Raw genomic sequence first — 25515 nt, 5'->3', positions numbered from 1 at the left:
GATCGGGTCGTGATCAGCACCCCTGATTGAAGCGCCCGCCGGCGGGTAGGCCGCACTGATGACCCGCACCGGGAAGGAACTGCGCGCGGCGATCGAGCGGGAGATGCCCGGCGTCCGCGCCGATCTTGAACGGCTGATCCGCATCCCGGGGATCGCGTTCGGCGGATTCGATCACGCGCACGTCGAACGGTCCGCTGAGGCCGTCGCCGAACTGCTGCACGGCTGCGGCCTCGAGACGTTCATCGTCTGGGCCGGCGGGCAGCCCGCGGTCATCGGGCATCGGCCCGCGCCGCCGGGCGCACCGACCGTCCTGATCTACGCCCACCACGACGTCCAACCGGCCGGCGACCCCGCGCTCTGGGACAGCCTGCTGAGCACCCTGCACGACGACAACGGCGAGGTCGCCGTCGACGGACTCACCGAGCGCGGGCCCGGCACCATCGACTACCCGGACGATCGCTTCCGCCGGGAGGCCGGGGTTCTCGAAGGCGTTCGGCTGATCGGCGCTGCGCCGCGCACGGCCCGAACGAGAGCCTGCACCTGGCCGAATTCGTCCGGACCTGCCTCGCCGAGACGCTCCTGCTGCGCAACGTGACCCCGCCTGACGGATCGCCTGCCGGGTAGCCGTCAAGCCGCGGTGGCTGGTCTTGTGGCCACTTCGAGGCATTGCCGGCCTCATCCGCACAGGTTCGGTCCGGCCGAACGACGATTAACGCCCGCGAATCGGGGCACGCGGGAGCCCGTGTACGAGAACCTGCCCACGATCGCCGATCTGGATGATCTCACCGAGCTGGTCACCACATCGGCCGACGAAGACCATTTGTTCGTACGGTGGTCGGCCGGCCCGGCGGTGGACCTGCGCCAGGACGAGACCAGCCGGGACTCGCTGACCGGTGTGCCGCTGCCCGGCCTGTCGGCCAACCCGCTCGCCGTCGAACAGTGGTGGGGCGACCGGTCCCTGCGGCTCTGGGTCGCCCGCCGACTCTACGACTATCGTCACCTGCGGCACTTGCGCGGGCCCAACGTCCGCCCGTGGGTGCTGGTGGGTGACCAGTGCGGCCGCGGACCGGACAACGAACCGCTGGTCAGGGTGCGCCGGCCGGTCGCCTGGATCGCCGACGCCGCACTGATCCGGGCCGAGCAACTGGTCGAGGCCCAGAATTCCGACGAATGGGGCCCGCTGGACCGGAACGGTGCCCGATGACGCCGGCACACGGCGCCCTGGCGAGCGCCATGATCAGGTTGGCGGCGACCCCGGAGCGCTCGTCGGACCTGCGCGACCGCCTGAGGACCATCGCCAAGCTCACCGCCGAACGGGTAGCCGCCGCACGATACGCCTCGATCACGGCGTTACAGGGCGACGAGTACATCACCGTGGCGGTGAGCGACGACCAGATCCAGTCGGTCGACGACGCCCAGTACGCCGACGACGCCGGCCCCTGCCTCGAGGCCTTGGCCCAGGGCACCCCGGTCGGCGTACCCGACATCGACACGACCGTGCAGTGGCCCGGATTCCATCAGGAAGCACCTCGGATGGGCCTGCAGGCGTCGGTCTCGGTCCCGCTGTTCTCCGGGCGCGGGCAAGCCGTTGCCGTACTCAACGTCTACAGCCACGACCAGGCCGCGATGGCACCGCTCATCGCCGCCATATCGTCGGTGCACGGGCATCCGGCTCGGGAAACCACCGACAAGGATGTGTCCGGCCTCGACGACGGCGGCCGGGAACTCGTTGCGGGCTACGCCGAGGCGCTCAGCGTCCGCGCCACCATCCAGCTCGCCCTCGATCTCATCAGGGCCGAGAACCGATGCAGCCCGGACGACGCGTACCTGCGCCTGTGCATCCAAGCCGGCGAGGCCGGCACCGACCTCGCCGGAACCGCAACGACCCTGATCAGCCACGGCGTCTGACCCGGCCTCCCTACCGGCCGCCGCCTCACGCCCCAGGTATGCCGCTACTGAGACCGCGCTGGACTGCGGTGACTGGTTTATCCAGTCAGGAGGTGGGAATGCCGTAGCCTCCCGACGGAAGGGTCTCCCGGATGCCCGCGGCATTCCCCACCGAAGCCATGCAGCGGAAGGCGGCGGCCACCGGCCGCAACGTGCTCTCCGGTGTCTTGCTCGGCGTCGGCATCGCCGCATTCCTCGACGAGGCGATCTTTCACCAGTTGCTGCACTGGCACCATTTCTACGACAGGTCCACGCCGGCCATAGGGCTGATCTCCGATGGGCTGTTCCACGCCTTCAGCTGGTTCGCCACCATCGCGGGGCTGTTCCTGTTCGCCGACCTTCGACGCCGCATGGTCCTCAACGCTCTGCAGTGGTGGGGTGGGCTGCTGATCGGTACCGGCGGTTTCCAGCTCTACGACGGCACGGTGCAGCACAAGGTCATGCGGCTGCACCAGATCCGCTACCACGTCGACATGACGCCCTACGACTGGACGTGGAACATCATCGCTGTCGTGCTGATCGTCGCCGGGGCGGTGCTGCTGGTACGAGCCCGGCGCCGGCCCGCCTGACGCCCATGCCCGCCATGCCTCACGACAGCTCGGTGGTGTCCTGGCTCTTTTCGATCGTGCTGATGGCGGCGGCCGTCTCCTACGTCGCCGGCGCCGTGGTCGTGCGCCGCCGTGGCGGCTGGTGGCCGGCCGAGCGGACCGCCTGCTGGATCGCGGGACTCGTCACCGCGGGGGCCGCCCTGGCCGGCCCGCTCGCCGGTGCGGCTCACCGGGACTTCACTCTGTACATGGCCGGCCATCTGCTGCTCGGCATGACCGCCCCGCTCCTGCTGGCACTCGCCGCTCCAGTGACCCTGACCCTGCGCGCGCTGCCGGTCGTCCGCGCCCGTACCGTGTCGCACCTGCTGGCCAGCCGCCTCGTGCGCACGGTGACGCACCCGGTCACCGCCGCGGTCCTCAATGGCGGCGGCTTGTGGGTCATTTACACCACGTCCCTCTACCACGCCATGAGTGAACATCAAGGGGCACAAGTAGCCGTCCACGCCCACATCGTCGCCGCGGGGTACCTGTTCACGGCCGGCATAGTCGGCGTTGACCCCGCCCCACATCGGCCGCGGCCGCCGATCAGAGCCATCGCCCTGATCGCCTTCCTGAGCGCGCACGCGATCCTCGCCAAGTACCTCTACGGCCACCCGCCGGCCGGCGTGCTCCTCGGGGAAAGCCGCCCCGGCGCCGAGCTGATGTATTACGGCGGAGACCTCATCGACGTCGTGCTCATCTTTGTCTTCTGCCGGCAGTGGTATCAGGCCGCCGACCCCCTACGCCGCACCAGGCCCGTCGCGCCGCGCATCCCCTACGCCCGGCCACCGCGGGCACCGTGGCGCCTGCCCGACGAGATCAGAAGCCCCGGCGGGTGACGCGACGGCGCGAGGCCAACCGTCCGCCAAGGCACAGGGCGACACCCGCATGGACGCGGCCGACCCTCAGAAGTCTGCGCAGCAGCACGAGCACCGTGTCGGTTCAGCGGGCGGCTGCCTTGTGGCCGATGATCGTGCCCTCTTTCATGCCGGGCATGGTTGCCGCGGACGAGGTGCAGGTCGGTGCCGCAGATGCGCTTCGGCCACCTGCGCGACTACGGTCACGAGGGCGGCGTCAACCGGACCGCGCGCTGCCAGGTCAGTCCGGTGTCTCGTCCGGGGCATATCCGCAGGTGAGCGTCCTATACCCACGTGCGGCGTCACGGTGGCGCCGTGCCGGGTCCGCGATCCGGTTCGGCGGCCAGTCGGCACAGGGCTTCCTCGACCGGGCCGGGCAGGCGGCGGCGGTGCCGCAATGCCCACGGCACGTGCCGGAGCCCGTCGGCCAGGGCGGCCGGGTTGGTGCCGAGCGCGGCCGTGGCGGTGCGTGCGATCACCGCCGGCGGCCGGCGCAGCAGCGCGGTCAGGACCCGGTTGCGGGTCTCGAGGCGGCGGCGGCCCCGCAGGTCACGTCCGGCCGGCTCCGGGAAGTGCCGCACTTGCAGCGGCGGGGTGTAGCACAGCAGCCAGCCGGCCGCGGCGAGGTCCATGGCGAGCAGCGCCTCCTCGCCGTACATGAACAACCTGGGCAGGAATCCGCCGGCCGCCAGGAAAGCGTCGCGCCGCACCACCACCGCGCAGGCGAGAAAGCCGAGGATCGACGGGCCGGCGCCGCCGGATGGCGTGCCGAGCGGGGCGGCTGCCATCGCCGCCGAGACCGGATCGAGCCGCCCGGCCGGACCGACGCGTACTTCGGCTGCCACCAGAGCGGTCCGCGGATGGGCCCGCAACAGCGCGGCCGCCGCGGCCAGCGATCCCGGCGCCCAGTACGAGTCGTCGTCAGCGAACGCGACGTACGGCGTCCGCGCCCGCTCCACCCCGACGTTGCGGGCGGCCGCTCCGATGTTCGTGTCCAACGCCACCACGTCCGCGCCGGCCAGCCGGACAGGCTCGTCGGAAGCGTTGTCGACGACAATCAGTGGAGCACGGTGGTGGGCCGCCGTCTCGGCCAGCCGGTCCGGCCGGTTACGGGTGGCGACCACGATCGTCACGTCGTCGGTCTCGATCGGTGCCGGGCCGGCACCGTAGTTCCCGGTTGCGGTGATCAACGACATGGCGTGCGGGATACCCATTCAGGTGCCGGCCAATCAAGCGGGCCGATTTACCGGGCGGACAGCAGGGCCGTACCGCGTCACCCGCCGCGCCGACGATCACCACGCACGCGGACGGCGGACGCGATCGAACCGCCGAGTTTCGTGCCCCGACAGGTTGGGCATGCACCCTCGCGCTGGATGACCCTCGATCGACAGGCTCGCCGCCATGGAGCTTTCGGCGAGCACGACCATCGCGGCCGCCTTCGCGGGCCGCGACAACACCTGAACGGGATGTCATGACGGATCCGCGCATCGGCATCGTCGTCATCACCCATCAGCGTCGGGCGGAGGCCCTGGACGCGGTTGCGCGCCTGACGGGGTTGCCCGAGCGGCCGCCGGTGGTGCTGGTCGACAATGGCTCGGCCGACGGCACTGCGGACGCCGTACGCCAGAAGTTCCCGCAAGTGGATGTCTTGGCGCTGTCCCGGAACGCGGGAGCGGCCGGCCGCAACCTCGGCGTCGAGCGCCTGCGCACGCCGTACGTGGCGTTCTGCGACGACGACACCTGGTGGGAACCGGGCAGCCTGACCGCGGCGGCCGACGTGCTCGACGCCCATCCCCGTCTCGGCGTCGTCAACGCCCGGATCGTCGTCGAGCCGGGCGCCCGGGACGACCCGATCGTCGCCGAGTTGCACGACTCACCGGTGCCGGGCCCGGACTGGCTCCCCGGCCCGGCGCTCGGCAGCTTCCTGGCCGGCGCGTCCGTAATACGGCGGGCAGCCTTCCGCGCGGTTGGCGGCTTCAGCTCCCGGTTGTGGCTGGGCGGCGAGGAGGAGTTGCTGGCCACCGATCTGCTCAGTGCCGGCTGGGAACTCTGCTACCTCGACCGGCTGGTTGTGCACCACGCCGCCTCCCCCGCACGGGACGCCGGCCTGCGCCGCCGCGTGGGCCTTCGCAACACCCTCTGGTTCACCTGGCTGCGCCGGCCGATCGCCCCGGCCCTGCGCCGCACCGCCTACCTGGCCATCGCGGTGCCGCACGACCGCACCTCGGCGCTGGCCTGGTGGGACGCACTACGCGGCATGCCCTGGGTGCTCGCCCACCGGCGCCCCCGCCCGCAGTCGGTGGAGGCGCGCCTGGCCCCCCTTGACGCCGCCCAGCGCGCCTCCACCGCCCGCCGCTACATCTGACCGTGCCCCCGGCTCTACCGCCCGGCCGCGGCGTGCCGGCCGGACGCCTGGTAACCGTCCACAGTGCTGACCGACTGCACCGACGAGATGGCGGTCATGCGCGAGGGGCGCCGGTCCGCAACAGCACCGCGGTGGCTGCGCATGCGCCGCTCAATGCGACGAAGATGCGGGATACCAAGGTCTTGGATCAGGTACAGCACGGCGAGGTGGTGGCGTCAGGAACGAAGGGTGCGCAGGCCGGTGCGGATTTCGCTGACCAGGATCTCGGGCTGTTCGAAGGCCGCGAAGTGCCCGCCCTTGTTGGCCTCGCCGTAGTGGATCAGATTGCTGTAGGTGTCTTCGATCCAGCTTCGTGGCAGGTGTGGGATGTCCCTCGGGAAGACAGTCACCGCGACAGGAAGAGTCAGCTTCGGGCCGGCGAAAGTGCGTGATTTGTTCTCCCAGTAGATGCGGCCGGACGACGCTGCGCTGTTGGTGAACCAGTAGAGCGATATCGCGTCGAGCATGTCGTCGATGCCGAGGGCGTCCTCGGCCAACCCGCGGTTGTCGGTCTTGGACTGGAACTTTTCGTAGATCCAGGCCGCCTGACCAGCGGGAGAGTCCGCCAGGGCGAATCCGACGGTCTCCGGCTTCGTGCCCTGAAGGTGGTTCGACCCACCGAGTTCGCCGGTGTAGAGGGCGAGGGTCTCCACGGCGTGATGCTGTTCGGGCGACAAGGTGTCGGGTATCTGGGCGGGAAAGGCGTACTGGGTGTTCAGATGAATGCCGAGAAGCCCCTCAGGTTGCATGGCCCCGAGGGCGGTGGTGACGACGGCACCCCAATCGCCGCCTTGCGCGGCCCATCTCGGGTAGCCGAGACGCTTCATCAGCTCCACCCACGCGCTCGCGGTGCGCGATACCGTCCACCCGGTTCCCGTGGGCTTCTGGGAGAACCCGAACCCGGGCAGCGACGGTACGACCACGTCGAAGGAATCGGCGGCGTCCCCGCCGAACGAAACCGGATCGGTCAGCGGGCCGATCAGCTTCAGGAACTCGACGATCGAGCCCGGCCAGCCGTGCGTGAGTATCAGCGGCATCGCGTCGGGATTCTTGGACCTGACGTGGATGAAGTGGACGTCCAGCCCATCAATCGTGGTCAGGAATTGGGGGAAGCGATTGAGCTCGGACTCGAAGCGCCGCCAGTCGTAGCGGTGCTCCCAGTAGTCGACCAGAGATCTGGCGTTCTCTACGCGAACCCCTTGCGACCAGTCGCCCACCGTTTCCGGATCCGGCCATCGAGTTCTGGCCAGTCGTTGCTTCAGATCGTCGATCTCCGAATCCGAGATCGAGACGGTGAACGGGCGGATGAGGGCCGCGGTTGGCGGCGTCGGTGCGGTCATTGCCTTCTTCTCCTGAGCTTCGAAGCACAGCACAACTCTCCGTTGCACACTGCTGTGCAGCCTATTTCATTGCACACCAGTGTGCAGTGTGATTATTTGCACACTGGTGTGCAATGATGGTGTCGTGCCGACCGAGTCCTCCCGTGTGCGCTCGATGAACGAGACACGTGATCGCATCCTCGACGTCGCCCTCGATGTGCTGGGAGGGAACCCCGACGCGGGAATGGGCGACATCGCCTCCGCTGCCGGCGTCGTCCGTCGCACCGTCTACGGCCACTTCCCCTCGCGCCTCGACCTGGTTCGGGCACTCACGGAACGGGCCGTCACCGAGATGACAGCCGTGCTCACCGAAGTCAATGCCTCCGACACAGAAGCGGACGCAACGTGGGTCGAATTCATCGCCCGCCTCTGGCCGGTGGCGCACCGGTACCGAGTGCTGTTGGCGCTGCGCCGTGGCGAGTACGGCGAAGCGATCCACGGCCTGCTCGGGCCACTCGATGAGCTCCTCGCCGAGCTCGTGAAACGCGGCCAGGACAGCGACGTGTTCGCACGGCACCTGCCGGCCGGGATTCTGAGCCAGGTTGCCTACGGCGTCGTGTTCGCCATCGCGGACAGTGACCTGCCGAACGGGACCCTCGGCGCCCGAGCAGCGACGATCACGAGCCTGCTGATGCTGGGAGTTCCCGAGACGCGCGCAATCGCTCTCGCGGGCAACCAGCCCTGACCCGCAACACTCGAGATCCGCCAGGGCCACCTCGCCACCACCAGCTCCGCCGGCCGCCGCGACCTCGACGCACTCCCACGCGCTGACCCACGGGCCCGAAGAAGACGCTCAGATAGTGCTTGCTACATCTCCTGCTCCCACCAGCCGCGCGTGTCGACGTCCGCGGCGTCCGCCAGCGCCTCCAGCTCCGCGATCTCCTCGTCGGCGAGCTCGAAGCCGCGAACTCGGACCAGCCCGTCGAGGTAACTCGCCTTCGTGACGCCGATGATCGGGGTGGTCCCTTTGGCGATGGCCCAGGCGGTGGCGACGTCGGCGGCGGACGCGCCTCGGTCCCGGCCGATCGCCTGCATCCTGTCCGTCAGCGTCTGGAGCTTGGGCAGGATGCCGTTGTACGTGGCCGCCCGGTTGCTGCCCGCCGGCAACGGACGGGCCGGGCCGTACCTGCCGGTCAGCGCTCCCTGCTCGAGGACCATGTAGGAAAAGAACCGCACGTCGTGCTCGCGGCAGTGATCGAGAATGCCCGCGCGCTCGGAGCTGCGGTACAGGAGGCTGTAATGGTTCTGGATCGCCTCCACGCGGAAGCCGGCCTCGCCGAGGATCTGGTCGGCAAGAGCGATCTCCTCCATGTTGTGGTTCGAGACGCCGACATGCTTGATCTTGCCGCTCCGCAGCAGCGGAATCAGAAGCGGCGTCCAGCGGGCCACGTCGGCGGGGTTGTGGATCCAGTACAGATCCACATATTCCGTACCCAATCGGTCGAGGCTCTGCTCCAGCATCTCCGCGACCGGATTGTCGCCGTCGCCCGCGGCCTGCGGGGTGAACTTCGTCGACAGTTGGTACTCGCTGCGGGCGTAGCCCTTCAGCGCCTGAGCGAGGACCGTCTCCGAGTGACCCATGCCGTACACCACCGCGGTGTCCCACAAGGTGAACCCGTTCGCTTGTGCCTTCTCGACGACCTCGCGCAGGCCGGAAGCGGTCAGCTGACTGCCGAAATAGCCGTCACCCGCCTCGCCGCTGTCTCCCCAGGCCCACGTGCCCAACGCCACCGCCGGCACTGTCAGTGTCTTGCTCGTCATGTCCCCTACCTCCATTACGCGTTCGATCCCAGAAGACCGCGATCGCCGCGACCGGGGAAGGTCGCGTTTATGGGGGTACAACCTCTACCCCCCTCGCGCCGCGACCGGCGGATACCGTGAAGGACATGGACCAGCAGCCCGGAAACCGCGGCGAGATCCGCGACTTCCTCGCCGGCCGACGTGCCAAAATCACCCCCGCGCAGGCCGGGCTGCCGACCAGCGCCCGTCGCCGGGTCGCGGGGCTGCGGCGCGAGGAGGTCGCCGTCCTCGCCGGCGTGAGCGCAGAGTGGTACACGCGGCTGGAAAAGGGTCACATCGGCGGCGTGTCCGAAGACGTCCTCGACGCGGTCGCCCGCGCCCTGCGACTGGACGACGACGAACGCACCTACCTGTTCGACCTGGCCCAGTCATCGCGGGCCGCCAGGCGCACGCCATCGCGTCGCCGGGACGTCGAGGTCCCGCCCCGAGTCCAGTGGCTGCTCGACTCCATGACGATGTCCTCGGCGTTCGCGCGCAACGGCCGCACGGACGTCATCGCCAGCAACCCCCTGGCCCGAGCCCTGTACGCGCCGATGTTCGACAGCGCCACCATCGACAAGCCCGGCCGCCCCAACATCGCCCGCTACATCTTCCTCGACCCCGGCGCACACGACTTCTTCGTCGACTGGGACGCCGCCGGCAACGCCACCGCCGCCCTGCTGCGCGCCGAGGCCGCTCGCGAGCCCCGCGACCGGGCGCTGCGCGACCTCATCGGCGAGCTGTCCACCCTCAGCACCGAGTTCCGCGACCAATGGGCCGCGCACGACGTCCTGATCCGCCACGACGGCATCAAACGACTCCAGCACCCCGAGGTCGGCCACCTGGAACTGACCTTCCAGCACCTCGACCTGCCCCTGTCCAGCCGAGCCGTGCACAACCTGATCATCTACACCGCCGAACCCGGCACCGCCTCCGAAGACCGACTCAAACTCCTCGCCAGCTGGTCAGCCACCCCATCTCGGGCGACAGACCCTCTTTCTCAGAGCAGCGCTCCGACCTCATGACCTACGGCGACAAACAACAACAAAAGCACCGCCGATCCCGTACGGCGACGGACAACCCGTGATTGCTGATCCTCGACCAGTCACGGGAGAGGTCCCATTACTTGAGCCCGGCTGATCGGTGACATCGGTGACATCACCAGCTTCGCCAGCCCGGGCCCACTTCGCCTCCTGGAACGGCGTCGCCTCGATCGACGCGTCCGAGTCCTCGCCGTACCGGCGAGCTGCGGCATTCCGTGTTCAGGCGGACGTCTTCCCCGGTCCGGACAAAAGTCATAGGCTTCGATCGAGGGCCCGGTATGCGCGTACCGAAGACGCTGAGGAGCAGTCATGAAGCGCCTGGTCAGATTTCTGGTGACGCTGGTTGTGGCGGTGGGGCTCGCCGGGCCGGTGGGGCCGCCTGCCGCGGCTTCGGCCAACTCGGCGGCGTCCGGGCACCACCGGTTCAGCGCGCTGGTCTTCTCGAAGACCGCGGCATTCCGGCACGACTCGATCCCGGCCGGGGTGGCCGCGATCCAACGGCTTGGCGCCCAGCACAACTTCACGGTCGACGCGACCGAGGACGCCGCGGCGTTCACCGACGCGAACCTCGCCCGGTACGACGTCGTGATCTGGCTGAGCACCACCGGCGACGTGCTGACCGACGCGCAGCAGGCGGCCTTCGAGCGCTACATCCGCGCCGGCGGCGGGTACGCGGGTATCCACGCCGCCTCGGACACCGAGTACGACTGGGCCTGGTACGGCGGACTCGTCGGAGCGTATTTCCGCGACCACCCGGGCTCGGTCAACGCTCAGTTCCAGGTCGCCACGGTGAAGATCCTCGGCCGTGACACCGCCGCCACCCGGGCGCTGCCGCGCCGCTGGCAGCGGGAGGAGGAGTGGTACAACTTCCGCACCAACCCCCGGGACAGCGTGCGGGTCCTCGCCGAGGTGGACGAACGGACCTACGACCCGCGCGGATACAGCGTCCCCGGCGGCTCGCCCGGGATGGGTCGGCACCACCCGATCTCCTGGTGCCAGCCGTACGACGGGGGCCGCGCCTTCTACACCGCCATGGGACACAAGGCCGAGTACTACTCCGACCCGCTGCTGCTCGCCCACCTCCTCGGCGGTATCCAGATGGCGGCCGGCGTGGCGCGCTTCAGCTGCGGCCGGGAGAACTGAGCTGAGGATTGCCCGGCGCGCGGAGAGCTTCCCGGCTCTGGGCGGCCGGCAGTCCGCTGAGCGCGGTGTTGGCGATCGGAGCGTTCGCGTAGCGGTTCAGCACTCGGCTGGGCATCGGGCGCACGCAGCGTGACGACTCATCCCGCACCTGCGTGCACCATCGGCGGCATGACACTGCGCCAGCCTTCGCGCAGAGGCGGTTCGATGGGTCGATCTCGAGTGGCCGGGTTGGGTGGAGGTGCACCTGCGTGAGTCCGACGGCGCGGTATGTCGCTCGTCGACAAGGTGCCGATATTCGACAACGTCGATCAGCCGTCACGTTGTGCAACACCACTAGCTCTCACCCGAGCGGTCAGCGGCATGCTAGTCAAATCGATCTTTGCGCACTTTGGCTCATTGCCGCACTTCTTACCCACCGATCAATCCTGGGCTGGCTATGAGGTTGAACGATCAGTCTGTGGGTGCGGGCAGATCGAGACTGGGGCGTCGACGAGTCCAGGTTCGAGTTCGTGGATGTTTCGGGCCACGAGCGACGCCTCGGGCTACCGTCCCGATCTCACCGTGGGAACAAGCAGGATCAGCGCCGCGGCGAGCAGGAGCAATGCGGCGATCGCCAACAGTACGATCCAGCGGGCGCTTCGGCGCGCGCCGCTGGCCAGGACGGACGGTAGTTGTTCGACGGACAATGCCGGGACGTCCGCAAATGGGTTGGTCAGAATTGTCCGCCCATCCACGACGGTGGCAAGGGCAAATACATTCAGTGGCAAGCCCGGTGGGATGGTCTCTTCCGTGACGCGATAGCCGAGGGTCTTCGTGGCCGGGTCAGCGAAGTGGCGCAGCAGCGAGTCTGGCAGCAGGGCGTGGGCGCGGAGCGTGCCGATCGCCCCGCTGCGGTAGCGGCTTTCCTCGGCGCCTTCCTGGTAAAGCTCGTTGACGGTGGTACGCGCGGGGTAGCGGTCCTTGGCGAGGTCCTTGACCCACTGGTAGGCGGTGGAAGCCGTCGGTTCGGCCGCCATGGCCCTGCCGAACCCGGCGGCGAGGTTCGCGGAGGCGCCACGCTGGCCTCCTAGGCGCGGCGAGAGGGCGGTGGAATGTTCGAGCAGCGCCGGAGCGACAAGCGCCGCGCCAGTGGCATCCTGGAGCGGGAACGGGCCGCAGTCCCACTCCCAGACGGGCTCCTCGGCCAGTACCTCGAACTCGCGCCAGTCCCCCTCGTTGTCCGGTCGCATCACCGTGGTCCGGTACCGGCGGTGGACCCGCAACCGGTACCAGACACAAAGCATGCCCGACAATGGCGCCGGAAAGTCTCCTTGCGCTGGGTTTCCGGTGTGCCCAGACAAGCGATACGGTCCGGGGCCGGCCGCCGCGGCCGAGACTTGGGCGCATGTGGACAACGGGGAACGCCCGGCGATCCGGCCACGGGCCGACAACCGGCTGGAGATCAGCGTCAAGATCCCGGCAGCAATACCGACGAATACAGCGGCGATGCAGAACAGGTACCCGACCAGTTGGAGCAGACGCGCGCCAACATCCACGTAGCGAGTATGACTGTCACGTCCAAACGCGCGCCTGGCGGCGTGGAGGCCGCGCCGCTCAGCCCAACTGGCATGATCAGCGGCTACCCGCTCGTACCGAGCGAAACGCCAGGACAACCGCCCGCCCATCATGGCGGTCGCTGCGTCAACAGCGCGGGCGATTCGTCTGCCCGGGAGCAAGCCGCAGCCAGACAAACTCACATGGCAGCAACCGCGCTGCGAACATACTTCGGTGACAACGAACAAAGCTCGATGGCAACGGCAAATAACGCGCCCTTATCGGCCAACGGACAGATAATGGCGCAACGTGCATTTGATTCCGACGGTCTCTGGTGGCCCCGGCGTGACGCCTCGACTTGGTCCCTCCGCCTCGTGCGGAGTCGACGTGTGACGGTTTGACGTGGCCCCGGCTCCTCGACACCTGATCATTGCAGGCGGGCACCTCGCCGGAGCGGACGAGGGGCTTCTCTCCGGCCGCATCGCCGGTCCGGGAAACGCGCTCGGATGCCCTTCGAGGGCCGGGAGACCCTGAGCACACATGGCCGCACCAGCGCCATGGTCCTACTGACGTTCAGTTGAACCTGCGTCGGCTGCTGGGGTCTCGCCGACCGCGGTCATTTGGGCGCGGATCTGTTCGGCCTGCGGCATGCCGAGATCGAGGTAGCGAGCTAGCGCATGGTGATAGTGCTGGCGAGCCTGGTCAAGATCGCCGAGAGTGTGGTGGGCGCGGCCAAGGCCGGCGTGGGCGCGGGCCTGCTGGTCGAGCGCGCCGATGTCGGCGGCGATGCCGAGCGCGGCACCGTGGTGGGCGACGGCGTGGGTGGACTGACCGGCGGCCTGGGTTGCCTCTCCGAGTCCATTGAGCGCATAGGCTTCGCCGTCGCGTCCGCCGGCCTGGCGGAAGATGGACAGCGCCTGTTGATGGTGCTCGACGGCTTGCGTGGGTTGGTCGAGATGGGTGTGCAGGATGCCCAGGCTGTCCAGCGTCCACGCTTCACCGTCGCGGTCGCCGCGCTGCCGGTACAGGGTCATTGCCTGTTGGATGTGTTCAGCCGCCAGGTCGTAGTGGCCGATCCGCACCTCGACGTCGCCCAGGTTGCCTAGCATGGAGGCCTCGCCGACGTGGTCGCCGGTCTGCCGGCACAGGGCGAGGGCCTGGCGGTAGCGCTCGGCGGCCGGCTGGTAGTCGCCTAGCCGCGCCGCGACGAAGCCGAGGTTGCCCAACGCCCGGGCCTCACCGGTACGGTCACCGGCCTGCCGGTAGCGCGTCAGCGCCTGCCCGTGACGGTCGGCGGCCCGCCGGTAGCGGCCCAGCCGCGCTTCGACAATGCCCAGGTTGGTCAGGACGCGTGCCTGGCCGGTGCGGTCCTCGGTCAGCTTGTGCAGGTTCAGGGCGCGCTCGAAGTGGTCGACGGCCTGAGCGAACCGGCCGATCTGGACGTACGCGACGCCGAGGTTGGTCAACGCGTGTGCTTGCCCCTTGGCGTCGTTGGTGTTGCGGGCGGCGTGGTGGGCGTGACCGTGGATGGTCAGGGCGTCGTTGTTGTATCCGCCGTTGAGGTAGCGGAAGAGAATGGTGGATAGCCGAGTGGTGTGGCTCGGCCAGCCGTGGGTGGCGGTGCGCGCAGCGATCGCGACCAGGGCGGCGCGCTCGACGTCCAGCCAGTCACGGGCCGTTCCCGCCTCCGTCAGCACCGGAGTCGAGGTGGCCGGCGACGGGATCCGCGGGCGCCGATGCGCCTCGGCGGGGTGCAGGGTGTCCATCGCGGCGGCGGTCGCGGCCAGGTAGTAGTCGAACAGACGGGTCAGCGCCGCGTGCCGTTCGGGTGGCGGGTCTTCGTCGCCGGCCAGGTTGGTGGCGAAGGCGCGGACGAGGTCGTGCAGGGTGTACCGGCCGGGGCTGGCCTCTTGCAACAGGTGGTCGCGGCGCAGATCGCGCAGGTGCGCCTGTGCGGAGAACAGGTCGAGATCGCACAGGGCTGCGACGCCGTACGCGTCGAAGTCCTGGCCGGGATGCAGCGCGGCCAGCCGGAGCAGCCGTCGCCGGTCGGCGGACAGGCGTTGGTAGGACAGGTGGAGGGCGAGTTCCACACCGGTGTCCAAGCGGCGATCGTGATGGCGTTCGTCGAGCCGGTCGGCGTGATCCGTGAGGGTCCAGCCGGGCTTGCCGCGGATGTGTCCGGTGACCAGTCCCAGGGACAGCGGCAGGTAGCCACAGCACCGGGCGATCCGGGCCGGCGCCTGCGGATCTTTGCCGACCGGGGTCCCGGACACGGCCTGGGTGACGAACACCACGGCCTCCTCCGCGGTGAACGCATCCAAGGTCAGGTGTGTCGCGGGCGGCAGGGCGGTGAGGCTTCGCCGGCTGGTGACCAGCGTGATGCAGCCGGGAGTGTCCGCGAGCAGCGGGCGGACCTGGTCCTCGTCGGCGGCGTTGTCCAGGATCACCAGCGTGCGCGTGCCGGCGACGCGACCGCGGAATGCGGCGGCGCGGGTGAGCAGATCGTGCGGGATCTTGTGACCGGGCACGCCGAGGAGGCGCAGGAAGCCGTCCAGGACGGCGGCGGGATCGGCCGGCGGCTGGGCCGGGTCAGGGTGGAACCCTCGCAGGTTCACGAACAGGACGTGCTCGAAGGGTCTCTCCCGGGCGAGCAGGTGCCCGGCGTGGACGGCAAGCTGGGTCTTGCCGACCCCGGCCATGCCCTCGATCGCCGAGATCACCACCGCGCCGCCGTCGTGCTGACCGCGTTGCAGTGCGCTGCGCAGGCGGTCCAGTTCGACGGTGCGGCCGGTGAACTCGGCCAGGTCTTGGGGCAGTTCGTCCTGGACCCGGACGTGCGCCGCCGCCGTTGTCTCTCCGCCGATCACACGCATCGCCTGGCGCCACTGCGTCACGTACCCGACATCGGGGTGCAGGACCTCGACCACCGCAATCACCAGGTCGGAATTCAGCCGCCGCCGGCCATACCGGAAGCAGTCCACCACGGTGGTCTTGCCGGCCAGCTCACCGGTCGGTCGCCCGGCCTCGGACCACGCCGCGTTGATGCGGTCCTTGATGGTCTCGTAGGACGGGTCGCCGGCCCAGACCTTCAACAGCCGCAGCCGTTCGACAATGTCGTCGAGGGTGAGGGCCTGCCCGGGGTCGGGCGGATCCGCGAAGGTGTCGACCGGCTGGCCGGCCAGCTCCCGCCGGAACCCTGACGGCATGTCTCACCTCCTGGTCGGGGTCGATGTCCCGGGTGCGTCCTAGGTTAACGACGGTGGACGTGCCGACCGCGTTCGGATTCGGTCGGTACACGCCGGCCGGTCCAACCGGTGGTGTTCAGTCGAGAAGGTCTGCCGTGCCCGGGGGGTGCAAGGCAGCCGTATCCGCTGATGGCGACACCATGGAGGAAAGCAGTGCGAAAGACATGTGCTCAGCGATCTCTGGCGTTGGTCGGGGCGATAGCCGCCCTCCTGATGGGACTCGCCGCGCCGGCGTCCGCTCAGGCCCACTCGAGGAACCTCACCGGCATGGTCTCGGCTCTGGCCGGTGGACCGTGCGGATCGTCCTACTCGCTGGTCACCCACTACCCGGAGACCAGCCAGGCGACCGGCGAGGTCAACATGTACCTGGACGTCTATTACTCGTCCACCGCGAAGCGCAATTGTCTCGTCGCCAACCACGCCGGCAGCGCGTACGGCGCGAACCTGTACTCGCTGGCGCAGATCCGGCCGTCGGGATCGAGGTGGCCGGCGTGCCCGAGCGTCGGCTGCGACGAGGGATATTACAAGTACTACGCGGGGCCGGTGTACACGCCGGCAGGCGTCGACATGTCCCACAGGTGCGTCGACGTCGGTGGAATGGCCGGCATTCAGACCGACAGGATCCTGTACGGGATCAACTGTGGCTGAGGAGCTCCCGGTGAAACGACTTCTTGCGATTATCGCCCTGTTGGTACTGGCGGTCGGCGGTATGGCGAGCCCGGCACACGCCGCCAGTGGTACCCAGTCCGTGGTCGCCGCGGCCAACTGCCAGCACTCGCAGGGCGCGGGCAGCGTCGTGTCGGCGGACTACCTGCGGCTCAACGTCGGCGGCCAGGCGGTCGGGGCGGTGCAACTGTGCCGAAGCGGGTCCTACTACTGGGCATACATGGTCATGTACTCGCCGCTTCGCTCCGGCTACTGGGGCAACGCGCTCCTCTTCCGCTCCCCGGACGGCGCCAAGTGGTCGTGCAACTCCAGCGGCGGGAACCGGTACGTCGAACCCGGTCAGACGATGTGCTGGACGCCTCGGATCTATTCGCCTAGTACCAGCCAGACCTTCCTGGCTCAGGCGTACGTCTGCGTCGGAACCTATCCGAGCGAAGCTCACTATTACGCCGACGGGCAGACGGCCCGGCTGCGCTGAGCAACGGCGGGCAGGAAAATCCGGGGTGGCCTCTTCGAGGGGCCGCCCCGGTTGTCGCCGTGGCTGTTACCGGGGCGGGGGTCACCACCATCTGCGTCACGCTGACCCGCCGCACGGCCTGTAGGTCAAGGAGTCGCGGCGCCATAACCCCTTGACTCGGCAACCGGCTTCACTCGACCAATTGTTCTTCGGCGAGGATTCTTTCCGCCGATTCCATCGAGCCCGTACAGCCGGTGAACAAATACCGCGACGCCGGCCCTGCCGTGACCGGCCCGAGCAGTTCGTGTGTCACCGGGTCGAGCATCAGGGTGCGTACGCCGTTGTGCGACTTCGGCGGGCTTCGCTCGAACCTGACTCCCCGACTGCCACAGCCAGATGCAGCAGGACACGCCAGCGAGCGGACGCTCGGGCAGCGTTGTAGCGTGTAGCGACTGCTCAACGACGTGGCAGCGGCCCGAGCTGCCGCTCGGCCGAGGACGGGTGGATGATGCGCAACCGGCACTCGGAGCCTCCTTTCGCTGTGGTCGAGGCGAAGATTCAGCGCCCGGTCCACCGGGAGGGTCTCATTGCGCGTACCAGGCTGCTGGAGGCTCTCGCCGCGACGCCTGAGCGCATCACGCTCATCCTGGTGACCGCGCCGGCTGGCTACGGGAAGACGATCGCGCTGAGCCAGTGGGCGACCGAGGACACCCGGGAGTTCGCCTGGGTGACAGTCGATGAGGCCGACGGGGACCCCGTCCGTCTCGCCGGCCACGTCGCTCTGGCGCTGGACCGCATCCAGCCGCTGGACCCGGCCGTGTTCCGGGCTCTCGCGGTCGGCGAGGGGTCCCGGCACTTGACGGCGCTCGGCCACCTTCTGATGTCCTTGCGGAACTGGAACCGGCGGGCTGTTCTGGTGCTCGATGACGTTCACGAGCTGCGCGATGTCGGGGCGATGAACTTCATCCGCGTGCTCGCCGCCGGCCTCCCGGCAGGCTTCCACGTCGCGATCGGGTCCCGGCTGAGGCTCGGCTTCGGTCGACTGCGCAGCGAGGACCGCTGCGTCGAGTTCGGAGTGGAGTCCCTGGCATTTACGACGGAGGAGGTTCGGGCGATCCTCACCCGCGCTGGTGTGGACGCCTCGGACGACACCGTGGGCACACTCGTCCAGCGCACCGAGGGATGGCCGGCCGGCGTCTATCTCGCCACCCGGGCCATCCGGACCGCGTCGGATCCGGCCGTCGCGGCGAGACGGCTCACCGGAGACGATCCGTACATCGTCGACTACTTCCGGGAGGAGTTTCTCGTCCACGAATCTCCGGACACGGTCCAGTTCCTGTTACGCACCGCCCCGCTCGGCCAGATGTCCGGGGCGCTCTGCGACCATGTGCTCGGCGGTCGCGGCTCTGCGGTTCGGCTGGCCGAGGCGGCGCGACGGAACCTGTTCGTGGTCCCGCTGGACCGGCGCGGCGAGTGGTATCGCTACCACAGCCTGGTCGCCGAGATGCTGCGGTCCGAACTCCGACGCCGCGAACCCGGCGAGGAGTCCCGGGTGCACCGGCGCGCCGCCGACTGGTACGAGCAGCAGGGGCAGCTCGAGAACGCGATCGAGCACCGGCTGACAGGTGGAGATACCCTCGCGGCGGCCCGCTTGATCAACCGGCACGCGCCGGACTTTGTCGCCGCCGGCCGGCTTCAGACGATCCGCCGATGGCTGGAGGCACTGGGCGAGGACGGCCTGGCCAGCTACCCGCCCTTGGCGATCACCGCGGCGTGGACCCTGGCGCTCATCGGAGACATGCCGGGCGCACAGCGCTGCCTGCATGCCGCGGAGCGCGGATCGTTCGATGGTCCACTTCCGGACGGCAGCAGCTCGCTCGCGTCCGCCGTCACGGTCCTGCGGGCCTCCTTGGGAGCATTGGGAGTCGACCAGATGCTGCTCGACGCGCAGGCAGCTACGAAATATGAGCCACCCGGCAGCCCGTGGTTTCCGGCGGCAATGGCGGCGCTCGGCATCGCCCACGCGCTGAAAGGCGCTGCCGACGTGGCGGTCAAGGAACTTGGCCTGGCGGCCCGGCTCGGCGCGGAGGGACGACCGCCGACAGCCGCCGTTGGGGCCCTGGCCGAGCTGTCACTACTCGCGGCGGACCGGGACGATTGGCCCGGCGCGGAAGACAAGGCCGGCCAGGCGGTCAACCTGATCGAGACCGCCGGGATAGAGGAACACCTGTTCAGCATCCTGGGCTACGTCGCCGCCGCGCGAGTCGCCGCCCACCAGGGGAACCAGGTGGCCGCCCGGCGTTACGCCGGCACCGTCCTGCGGATAAACACCACACTTCTACCTGCGGTGATCCCCTGGTTGTCGACCCAGGTGGCGATCACGCTCGCCGAGACCTTCCTCGAGTTGGGCGACTTCGTCGCTGCACGCTTCCAGGCGGAGGAAGCCGGACGGCAGCTGGACGGACTGCTGACCGAAGGAACACTCCGACAGCAACTGAGCCGGGTCCTGGCCCGCTTCGTCACCGACGGTGGGCAAGTCCCGGTCCCGAGCGCAATGGCGCTGACCAGGGCCGAGATGCGGGTGCTCCAACTACTGCCGACCCATCTGTCCCTCGGCCAAATCGGCGCGGAGCTGTACATCTCCCGAAACACCGTGAAGGCCCACCTCGTCTCGATCCGCCGGAAACTGCAGTGCTCCAGCCGCAACGACGTCGTCGCACGGGGCCGTGACCTCGGGCTGCTGCGACCGTAGCGCCCGAGCGCGTCCAGGACGACGGCAGCGGACTTGGGCGTACACCGCGCTTTCGCGCGTCGACCTGCGGAGACCGAGTGACCCGAGTTAGGCCACATTAGTGCGCACCTGGGCCACCGTGGATGCGTTGGGGAACCTCCTTTGTATGGATCAGTTCTCTGAACAATCGACCGGCTACATGAACACCTATCTGAACAACGAGGCTCTACCTGAACACCGCCGCCCGTTGGGTGACGTTCTGTGTTCAAGATCAGGGGCAAGGGAGCCGTGGCCAGTGGTGGCCGGGTCCGTACAGTTTGCGAACCTGGCGGGCTGTGGTCCAGTCTTCCTGGCCGGGCAGCGCGGGTCAGCTGGCGGGGTGGCTTTGCCTGATCTGGGCGACAAAGGTCTTGACGGCGGGGAAGGCGAGGTCCGGGCGGTCGCGGAAGATGGTGTGACGCGCCCCGGGAAGTCGCACGAGGCGGGTGGTGTCGGCCGGCAGCTGGCTGGCTAGTTCCTCGACCACGGGCAGCGGGCAGACCGGGTCGTCCTCGCCGGCGAGGACCAGGACGGGGCACCGGACGGCGCCGAGCAGGCTCCAGGGATCGAAGCTTAAGACCTCGTGGCTGTCGTAGTGCGCGGCGACGTCCGGGTTCCTGATCATCCGGGCCAGGAACCGGCGGGACTCCTCGGCCCAGCCCGGCGTGGCGCTGTAGAGCGGGTAGCAGACGCGGGTGAACTCAGCCTGGAGATCCTCGGCGTCCGCGGCGTAACCGCCCCGGCGGTATGTGCGGACGCGCTCAACGATGGCGGCCGCTTCGGGGCCGCCGACGCGGCCGAACGCCTCGATGACGCGTGGATCGTCCCAGTGGCCACCAGTCGTGTTGGCCAGGATGATGGCGCCAGAGTGATCGGGGAACAGCGCCGCGTAGGTGAGCGCGACGTCCCCGCCGAAGCTGCTGCCGAGGATGACCGGCTTGCGCAGCCCGAGCGCGTCGCACAGCCGCCGCAGGTCGTCAGCCCAAGTCCGCATGTTCCAGGACTCGGCGCTGCTGCGGTCGCTGCGGCCGTGGCCGCGCAGGTCGAAGTACAGGACCTGGAAATCGGCGGCCAGCGGCTCCAGCGCGGACTTCACCGTCATGTGGTCCAGGCCGGGGCCGCCGTGGACGGCCACGAGGACCGGGCGCTCCACCGTCGTGTCCCCCTGCGGGATGACTGACGGGCCGGAGACATCGAACCACAGGGACACATCGCCAAGGCTGATGCGCACGCGACCTCCAGGACGACTGCGGCGGGCCGGTTCAGAGGCCCACAGCGATTGAGAGACCATGACGCTGGACTCACCGTACGGACTCGACGATTAGTGCGCACATTCGCTCGAGCCGACGAGCGAACCCGCAGCTCAACACCACCAGCCAAGGCAGGATCTAACGATCTTGGCCTAAGTCGGGCACACCGCGCTTTCGCGCGTCGACCTGCGGAGACCGAGTGATAATTCGACGCGGTATCAGGCGGTCGATTTTGCGCATGCCGGGATTTTTGTGCATGAGATACACAATTAGTGATATCGGCGGAGCGGACGATCCGGGGTGTTGTCGTCGGCGTATATCCGGTGGATGTGCCGTCCCTGGACGTGCGGCGAGTGAGCACCGGCTCGCCGTCCGCGCCGGTGTACGTGGCCAACGCCCTACCTGACGGAAATGCCTTTCCGCCGCCATTCGGATATGTCGCCTTCAGCACATCGTGAAACGTCGCGACACGTACGCTCATTGTATACACAGATCCCGCTTTCCACTCGCCGCTGGGAGCCAGCGATGAGGCCCAGAGTTATGCATCATTTCGCATGCAATTGCGCGCGCGGGACAAAGTAACTGCACACGACAGACTTCGCGAGTAAAAGCGATGTACGGCGAAGGAGCGGAAAATGCCTACTGTTACGTCGAATGACGGCACGGAGATCTATTACAAGGACTGGGGGTCGGGGCAGCCCATCGTATTCAGCCATGGCTGGCCGCTGTCCTCCGACGACTGGGATCCCCAGATGATGTTCTTCCTGAACCAGGGATACCGCGTCGTGGGAGTCGACCGCCGCGGCCACGGGCGTTCCGAGCAGGTCGCCGACGGCCACGACATGGATCACTACGCCGACGACTTGGCGGCCGTGGTCAACCACCTGGATCTGCACGACGCGATCCACGTGGGTCACTCCACCGGCGGCGGCGAGGTCGCGCGCTACATCGGCCGGCACGGCGAGAGCCGGGTCGCCCGGGCGGTGTTGATCAGCGCGGTTCCGCCGATCATGGTGCAGAGCGACAAGAACCCGGAGGGCACGCCGAAGAAGGTTTTCGACGACTTCCAGGCGCAACTGGCCAGCAACCGCTCCGGCTTCTACCGCGAGGTCGCAGCCGGCCCGTTCTACGGCTTCAACCGGCCCGGCGTCGAGCCGCAAGAGGCCCTTATCCAGAATTGGTGGCGCCAAGGCATGATGGGCGGCGCGAAGGCCGCTTATGACAGCATCGTGGCCTTCTCACAGACGGACTTCACCGAGGACCTCAAAAAGATCTCGGTCCCGACGCTGGTCATGCACGGCGACAACGACCAGGTCGTTCCGTTCCACGACGCGGGTCCCCTGACCGTCAAGCTCGTCCAGAACGGGACGCTCAAGTCATACCAGGGTTACCCGCACGGCATGATCACCACACAGCATGAGGTCATCAACCGCGACCTACTGGAATGGCTGCGTACGTAAGCAGAATTGACGCAAAAGCGATGAGACCTTCCGCCTCGAGTTCCTCAAGGCTCAGATAATCGCTGCAACACGGGTGCGGAGGGTCGTCGCCATTATCGAAAAGGCGCCATCATTCTGCTGGGCGTACGAAAAAGGCTCATTGATCGGACCAGTCATGCGGGCGGTGATCTGGGAGAAGAGACTCGGAATGTACCCCGATCAACGCTGCGATCGCGGACGGCGGCTACGGCCGCTGCGACAAGTGCGACACCCTGATCCCGGCCGAGCGGCTGGCGGTCCTGCCGCACGCCCGGTTCTGCGTCCCATGCCAGCAGCGACACAACGGCTGACGGCCGGCTCGCCTCCGGCCGCGCCGCCGGCAAGTCCCCCGGCGGAAGGTCACCGTCGGTGCACGGCACCATCATGCTGCTGCTGTTCGCCACGCCAACCCTGTTCGCCTTCGCCAACTACGTCGTGCCGCTGCAGATCGGGGCCGCCCGACGTCGCGTTCCCCGGCGGCGCGGCGGACTTCGGCCCCATCCTCACCTGCCGGCGCCCGGCTCAGTCGAGCAGGCCGCGGCCGTACCAATCCTGTGCGGACGTCACGCCGGGAAGGGCGAAGAAGTAGCCGCCGCCGAACGGCCGGATGTAGTCGTTGAGCGGGTCGTCGGCGAGCCGCCTCTGAACTGCCTCGAAACCGCGCCGAAGGTCCCGCTGGTAGGCACAGAAGATGAGACCCGCGTCCAGGTTGCCGCCGGGGATCAGGCCGTCGTCGTAGTTGTACGGGCGACGGAGGATGCGGCCGCCCGTGGTCTCCGCGGTCCGCGGGTTGGCGAGCCGGATGTGCGCGTCGAGCGGGGTGAGGGCGCCCGCCGGGTCCCGCTCGTAATCGGGTTTGTCCAACTCGTCGAAGCCGTCGAGCGGCGCCCCGCTGTCCCGCCGCCGGCCGATGATGGCCTCCTGTTCGGCCAGCGACACCCGATCCCAGAACTCGGTGTGCATCCGGATGAACCGCAGCACCTGGTAACTGCCGCCCGCCGCCCAGTCCGGCTCGTCGGCACCGGCCCAGATCAGGTCGGCGCCCTCGGCCGCGATCGGGTTGCTGGTGCCGTCCTTGAAGCCCATCAGGTTGCGCGGCGCTCCGGACGGTCGCGGCGGGTTCAGGAATCCGGCGCGGCGGTACCGCAACAGCAGACTTCCGCGGGTGTTCCGGGCGATGTCGCGCAGCGCGTGGTGGACGGTGTCCGCGTTATCCGCGCAGATCTGCAGAAGGAGGTCGCCGTGACACCAGGCCGGGTCGAGCGCGTCGCCGGGGAAGACGCCCATCGCGGTGAGCGCGCGGGGCTTGCGCGCGGCCAGGCCGAACCGCCCGTCGAACAGCGAGCCGCCGACCGAGACGGTGATCGTCAGCCGGTCCGCGGGGACGACAGGGCCGAGCACGCCGTTGTCGGCCGGCGGGGTGGTGATCGGCCCGGCGTCCGGCTCGCCGCCGGTGGTCAGGAAACGGGCCCGGGCGGTGAGGGTCCGCAGCGTCTGCCGCAGCGCGCCGGCCGACGGCACGGTCATGTCGAAGGCCGCAAAGACGGCGCTGCGTTGCGGCGGCGTGAAGATTCCCGCCTGGTGCGGTCCGTGGAACGACGGCGCCTCCGCGCCGGCCGCGACCGCGACCGCGCGGAGCGTGGGCTGCGCGCCGGGCAGGGCGGCCACGGCGGCGGCGCCGACCGCGCCCGCGGTCAGCCGTTTGAGGACGTCGCGGCGGTTGACGGTCATGATCCGGTCACTTCCAGCAGGCCGGGGGATCCGGCGAGCGTTTCCAGGACACCACCGAGGGCGGCCTCGATGTCGCGGCGTACGGCGGGAGAGAGGGCTTCCAAGGGTGACCCGTGCGCGGCGGCCAGCGCGTGCCGGAGGTTCTCGAGTCCGGCGTGGGCGGCCGGTCGCAGTGCCGGGCTGCGCTCGTCGAGCAGGGGACCGAACAAGTCGAGCAGGGCCTCGGTGGCATCCACGTCGGCCGCCGTCTCGGCCAGACCGGCGCCGGCGCCCATGTCGGTCAGCCCGGCAAGGTGGAAGCGCAAGGCGTCCTCCAGGATCTCGTGCAGCCGCAGGGGCAGGTCGATCGCGTCGGGCGCCGAGCCGGGCAGGTCGGCACGGAGCGCGGCCACCTGCCCGGCGACGGCGTCGACCATCGGTCGCAGCGTGCCGAGTGGCTTGTCGTGCCAGAGTTCGTACTCGATCCGGCGCAGACCGGTGAAGGCCGGATCCCGGACACCGCCGGGCAGCCCTTGCGGCAGGCCGTCGATCGCGTCCGCGTAGTCGCCGAAGCTGCCGTACGCGGCGCCGACGCGATCCCAGGTCAGCTGGGCGGTGAGCCAGGCGGCGCGGGCCTTCGCCCGGTCCCGCCCTCCGACCGCGGTCCGCAGCGCGGCCACGTCCTGGGTCAGCCGATCCAGCACGCCGGCCACATACTCCTGGTACGCCGCGCGAACGCCGGCCTGCTCCGCCGGCAGCACCGGAGACGCCGGCGTGTACGGCAACGCCAAGCACGGCGACGAGACGACGAGGCGGAGGAAGTCTGCCGCGCGCCGGCTGATCCCGACCCGGAAGCCGGTGGCCGGATCTTCGGTGAGCAGCTGCGAGTTCTGCCCCGGCACGTCGGTGACGACGCGGTAGCCGAGATCGGCCCAGTGCTGTCGCAGCGCATCGACGGCCGCGGCGCCGTCCGTGCCGGATGGCGGCATCATGCTGAACCGGGACGAGATCGTGTACGTCCCCGGCGGATCGGAGCAGGCGCCGATCGTGCGCACCGCCTCGGCGTACCGGATGTCCCGGGAAATGCCGGCGGCGGCGTCGGTGCGATATCTGTCGATGAGCGCCCGCGCCTCCCGTTCGGTCGGCACCGGAGCCGCCGCCGAGGCTCCGGAACGGACGAATGCGAAGGCGCCGGCCGCCGCCACGACGGCCAGAGCGGCCGTCGTGGCGGCGAGCGGGGCGGAACGGAAGCGCGCCATCAGCT

At 69.0% G+C, this 25515-nt stretch carries 22 protein-coding genes and 2 pseudogenes; 15 read left to right on the top strand and 9 right to left on the bottom strand.

What is annotated here, in order from left to right; translation table 11 throughout:
* Positions 1-58: 58 nt before the first annotated feature.
* The 5 genes and pseudogenes from ACIA5D_RS49470 to ACIA5D_RS49450 form a co-directional block, all read left to right on the top strand.
* Positions 59-526, top strand: a pseudogene (locus ACIA5D_RS49470) (hypothetical protein); the annotation flags it as partial.
* A gap of 216 nt (positions 527-742) precedes the next feature.
* Positions 743-1204 carry a DUF6098 family protein gene (locus ACIA5D_RS49465; protein WP_396037699.1) on the top strand — a complete coding sequence of 154 codons (462 nt, stop codon included), beginning with the start codon at positions 743-745 and terminating at the stop codon, positions 1202-1204.
* Entirely contained in the window at positions 1201-1908 is a 708-nt protein-coding gene (locus tag ACIA5D_RS49460) for a GAF domain-containing protein (protein WP_396037698.1), read from the top strand. The genes ACIA5D_RS49465 and ACIA5D_RS49460 overlap by 4 nt, the downstream gene beginning before the upstream one ends.
* A 131-nt stretch (positions 1909-2039) precedes the next feature.
* Positions 2040-2516 carry a DUF2243 domain-containing protein gene (locus ACIA5D_RS49455; RefSeq protein ID WP_396037697.1) on the top strand — a complete coding sequence of 159 codons (477 nt, stop codon included), beginning with the start codon at positions 2040-2042 and terminating at the stop codon, positions 2514-2516.
* Between the two features lie 5 nt (positions 2517-2521).
* Entirely contained in the window at positions 2522-3373 is an 852-nt protein-coding gene (locus tag ACIA5D_RS49450) for a cytochrome c oxidase assembly protein (RefSeq protein WP_396037696.1), read from the top strand.
* A 320-nt stretch (positions 3374-3693) separates the two neighbouring features.
* Here ACIA5D_RS49450 and ACIA5D_RS49445 read toward each other — a convergent pair whose 3' ends face one another.
* Complete coding sequence (locus ACIA5D_RS49445) at positions 3694-4587, bottom strand: glycosyltransferase family 2 protein (RefSeq protein WP_396037695.1); 894 nt, start codon at positions 4585-4587, stop codon at positions 3694-3696.
* A gap of 275 nt (positions 4588-4862) precedes the next feature.
* Here ACIA5D_RS49445 and ACIA5D_RS49440 point away from each other — a divergent pair, with 275 nt between their 5' ends.
* Positions 4863-5756 (top strand): glycosyltransferase family 2 protein, encoded by an 894-nt coding sequence (locus ACIA5D_RS49440; RefSeq protein ID WP_396037694.1) that lies wholly within the window; start codon positions 4863-4865, stop codon positions 5754-5756.
* A 14-nt stretch (positions 5757-5770) separates the two neighbouring features.
* Here the strand turns inward: ACIA5D_RS49440 and ACIA5D_RS49435 are convergent, their stop codons facing one another.
* Positions 5771-5899, bottom strand: a complete 129-nt coding sequence (locus ACIA5D_RS49435) for a hypothetical protein (protein ID WP_396037693.1) — start codon at positions 5897-5899, stop codon at positions 5771-5773.
* A gap of 72 nt (positions 5900-5971) precedes the next feature.
* Positions 5972-7135 (bottom strand): epoxide hydrolase family protein, encoded by a 1164-nt coding sequence (locus tag ACIA5D_RS49430; RefSeq protein ID WP_396037692.1) that lies wholly within the window; start codon positions 7133-7135, stop codon positions 5972-5974.
* A 124-nt stretch (positions 7136-7259) separates the two neighbouring features.
* Here ACIA5D_RS49430 and ACIA5D_RS49425 point away from each other — a divergent pair, with 124 nt between their 5' ends.
* Positions 7260-7859: a TetR/AcrR family transcriptional regulator gene (locus ACIA5D_RS49425; RefSeq protein ID WP_396037691.1), complete on the top strand. Its 600-nt coding sequence runs from the start codon at positions 7260-7262 to the stop codon at positions 7857-7859.
* A 122-nt stretch (positions 7860-7981) separates the two neighbouring features.
* On the opposite strand, the gene ACIA5D_RS49420 is transcribed toward ACIA5D_RS49425, so the two are convergent.
* Complete coding sequence (locus ACIA5D_RS49420; RefSeq protein WP_396037690.1) at positions 7982-8935, bottom strand: aldo/keto reductase; 954 nt, start codon at positions 8933-8935, stop codon at positions 7982-7984.
* 125 nt (positions 8936-9060) lie between these two features.
* Here ACIA5D_RS49420 and ACIA5D_RS49415 point away from each other — a divergent pair, with 125 nt between their 5' ends.
* Entirely contained in the window at positions 9061-9978 is a 918-nt protein-coding gene (locus ACIA5D_RS49415; RefSeq protein WP_396037689.1) for a helix-turn-helix transcriptional regulator, read from the top strand.
* A 327-nt stretch (positions 9979-10305) separates the two neighbouring features.
* Positions 10306-11139: a ThuA domain-containing protein gene (locus ACIA5D_RS49410; RefSeq protein ID WP_396037688.1), complete on the top strand. Its 834-nt coding sequence runs from the start codon at positions 10306-10308 to the stop codon at positions 11137-11139.
* A 542-nt stretch (positions 11140-11681) separates the two neighbouring features.
* Here ACIA5D_RS49410 and ACIA5D_RS49405 read toward each other — a convergent pair.
* Both ACIA5D_RS49405 and ACIA5D_RS49400 read right to left on the bottom strand, forming a co-directional pair.
* Entirely contained in the window at positions 11682-12674 is a 993-nt protein-coding gene (locus ACIA5D_RS49405; RefSeq protein WP_396037687.1) for a hypothetical protein, read from the bottom strand.
* Positions 12675-13235: 561 nt separating this feature from the next.
* Positions 13236-15881: a tetratricopeptide repeat protein gene (locus ACIA5D_RS49400; RefSeq protein WP_396037686.1), complete on the bottom strand. Its 2646-nt coding sequence runs from the start codon at positions 15879-15881 to the stop codon at positions 13236-13238.
* 306 nt (positions 15882-16187) lie between these two features.
* Here ACIA5D_RS49400 and ACIA5D_RS49395 point away from each other — a divergent pair, with 306 nt between their 5' ends.
* The 3 genes from ACIA5D_RS49395 (at position 16188) to ACIA5D_RS49385 (ending at position 19795) form a co-directional block, all read left to right on the top strand.
* Complete coding sequence (locus ACIA5D_RS49395; protein ID WP_396037685.1) at positions 16188-16568, top strand: hypothetical protein; 381 nt, start codon at positions 16188-16190, stop codon at positions 16566-16568.
* A gap of 10 nt (positions 16569-16578) precedes the next feature.
* Entirely contained in the window at positions 16579-17064 is a 486-nt protein-coding gene (locus tag ACIA5D_RS49390; RefSeq protein ID WP_396037684.1) for a hypothetical protein, read from the top strand.
* Positions 17065-17548: 484 nt separating this feature from the next.
* The gene (locus ACIA5D_RS49385) at positions 17549-19795 is read left to right on the top strand and encodes a LuxR C-terminal-related transcriptional regulator (protein WP_396037683.1); all 2247 of its coding nucleotides are present in this window, start codon (positions 17549-17551) and stop codon (positions 19793-19795) included.
* 346 nt (positions 19796-20141) lie between these two features.
* Here the strand turns inward: ACIA5D_RS49385 and ACIA5D_RS49380 are convergent, their stop codons facing one another.
* The gene (locus tag ACIA5D_RS49380; RefSeq protein ID WP_396037682.1) at positions 20142-21044 is read right to left on the bottom strand and encodes an alpha/beta fold hydrolase; all 903 of its coding nucleotides are present in this window, start codon (positions 21042-21044) and stop codon (positions 20142-20144) included.
* Positions 21045-21698: 654 nt separating this feature from the next.
* On the opposite strand from ACIA5D_RS49380, the gene ACIA5D_RS49375 reads away from it, so the two are divergent.
* The 3 genes and pseudogenes from ACIA5D_RS49375 to ACIA5D_RS49365 form a co-directional block, all read left to right on the top strand.
* Positions 21699-22523: an alpha/beta fold hydrolase gene (locus ACIA5D_RS49375; protein WP_396037681.1), complete on the top strand. Its 825-nt coding sequence runs from the start codon at positions 21699-21701 to the stop codon at positions 22521-22523.
* Between the two features lie 197 nt (positions 22524-22720).
* The gene (locus tag ACIA5D_RS49370; RefSeq protein ID WP_396037710.1) at positions 22721-22852 is read left to right on the top strand and encodes a TraR/DksA family transcriptional regulator; all 132 of its coding nucleotides are present in this window, start codon (positions 22721-22723) and stop codon (positions 22850-22852) included.
* Positions 22853-22907: 55 nt separating this feature from the next.
* Positions 22908-23037, top strand: a pseudogene (locus ACIA5D_RS49365) (cbb3-type cytochrome c oxidase subunit I); the annotation flags it as partial.
* A 26-nt stretch (positions 23038-23063) separates the two neighbouring features.
* Here the strand turns inward: ACIA5D_RS49365 and efeB are convergent.
* Both efeB and ACIA5D_RS49355 read right to left on the bottom strand, forming a co-directional pair.
* Complete coding sequence (efeB, locus tag ACIA5D_RS49360; protein WP_396037680.1) at positions 23064-24272, bottom strand: iron uptake transporter deferrochelatase/peroxidase subunit; 1209 nt, start codon at positions 24270-24272, stop codon at positions 23064-23066.
* The gene (locus tag ACIA5D_RS49355; protein WP_396037679.1) at positions 24269-25510 is read right to left on the bottom strand and encodes an EfeM/EfeO family lipoprotein; all 1242 of its coding nucleotides are present in this window, start codon (positions 25508-25510) and stop codon (positions 24269-24271) included. Before ACIA5D_RS49355 ends, efeB begins: the two co-directional genes overlap by 4 nt.
* Between the last annotated feature and the right edge of the window lie 5 nt (positions 25511-25515).

It is taken from the genome of Actinoplanes sp. NPDC051513 (assembly GCF_044454685.1).
Classification (GTDB): domain Bacteria; phylum Actinomycetota; class Actinomycetes; order Mycobacteriales; family Micromonosporaceae; genus Actinoplanes.
Note: the sequence above shows the minus strand (reverse complement) of the source record. Positions and strands in the feature narration are given on the sequence as shown.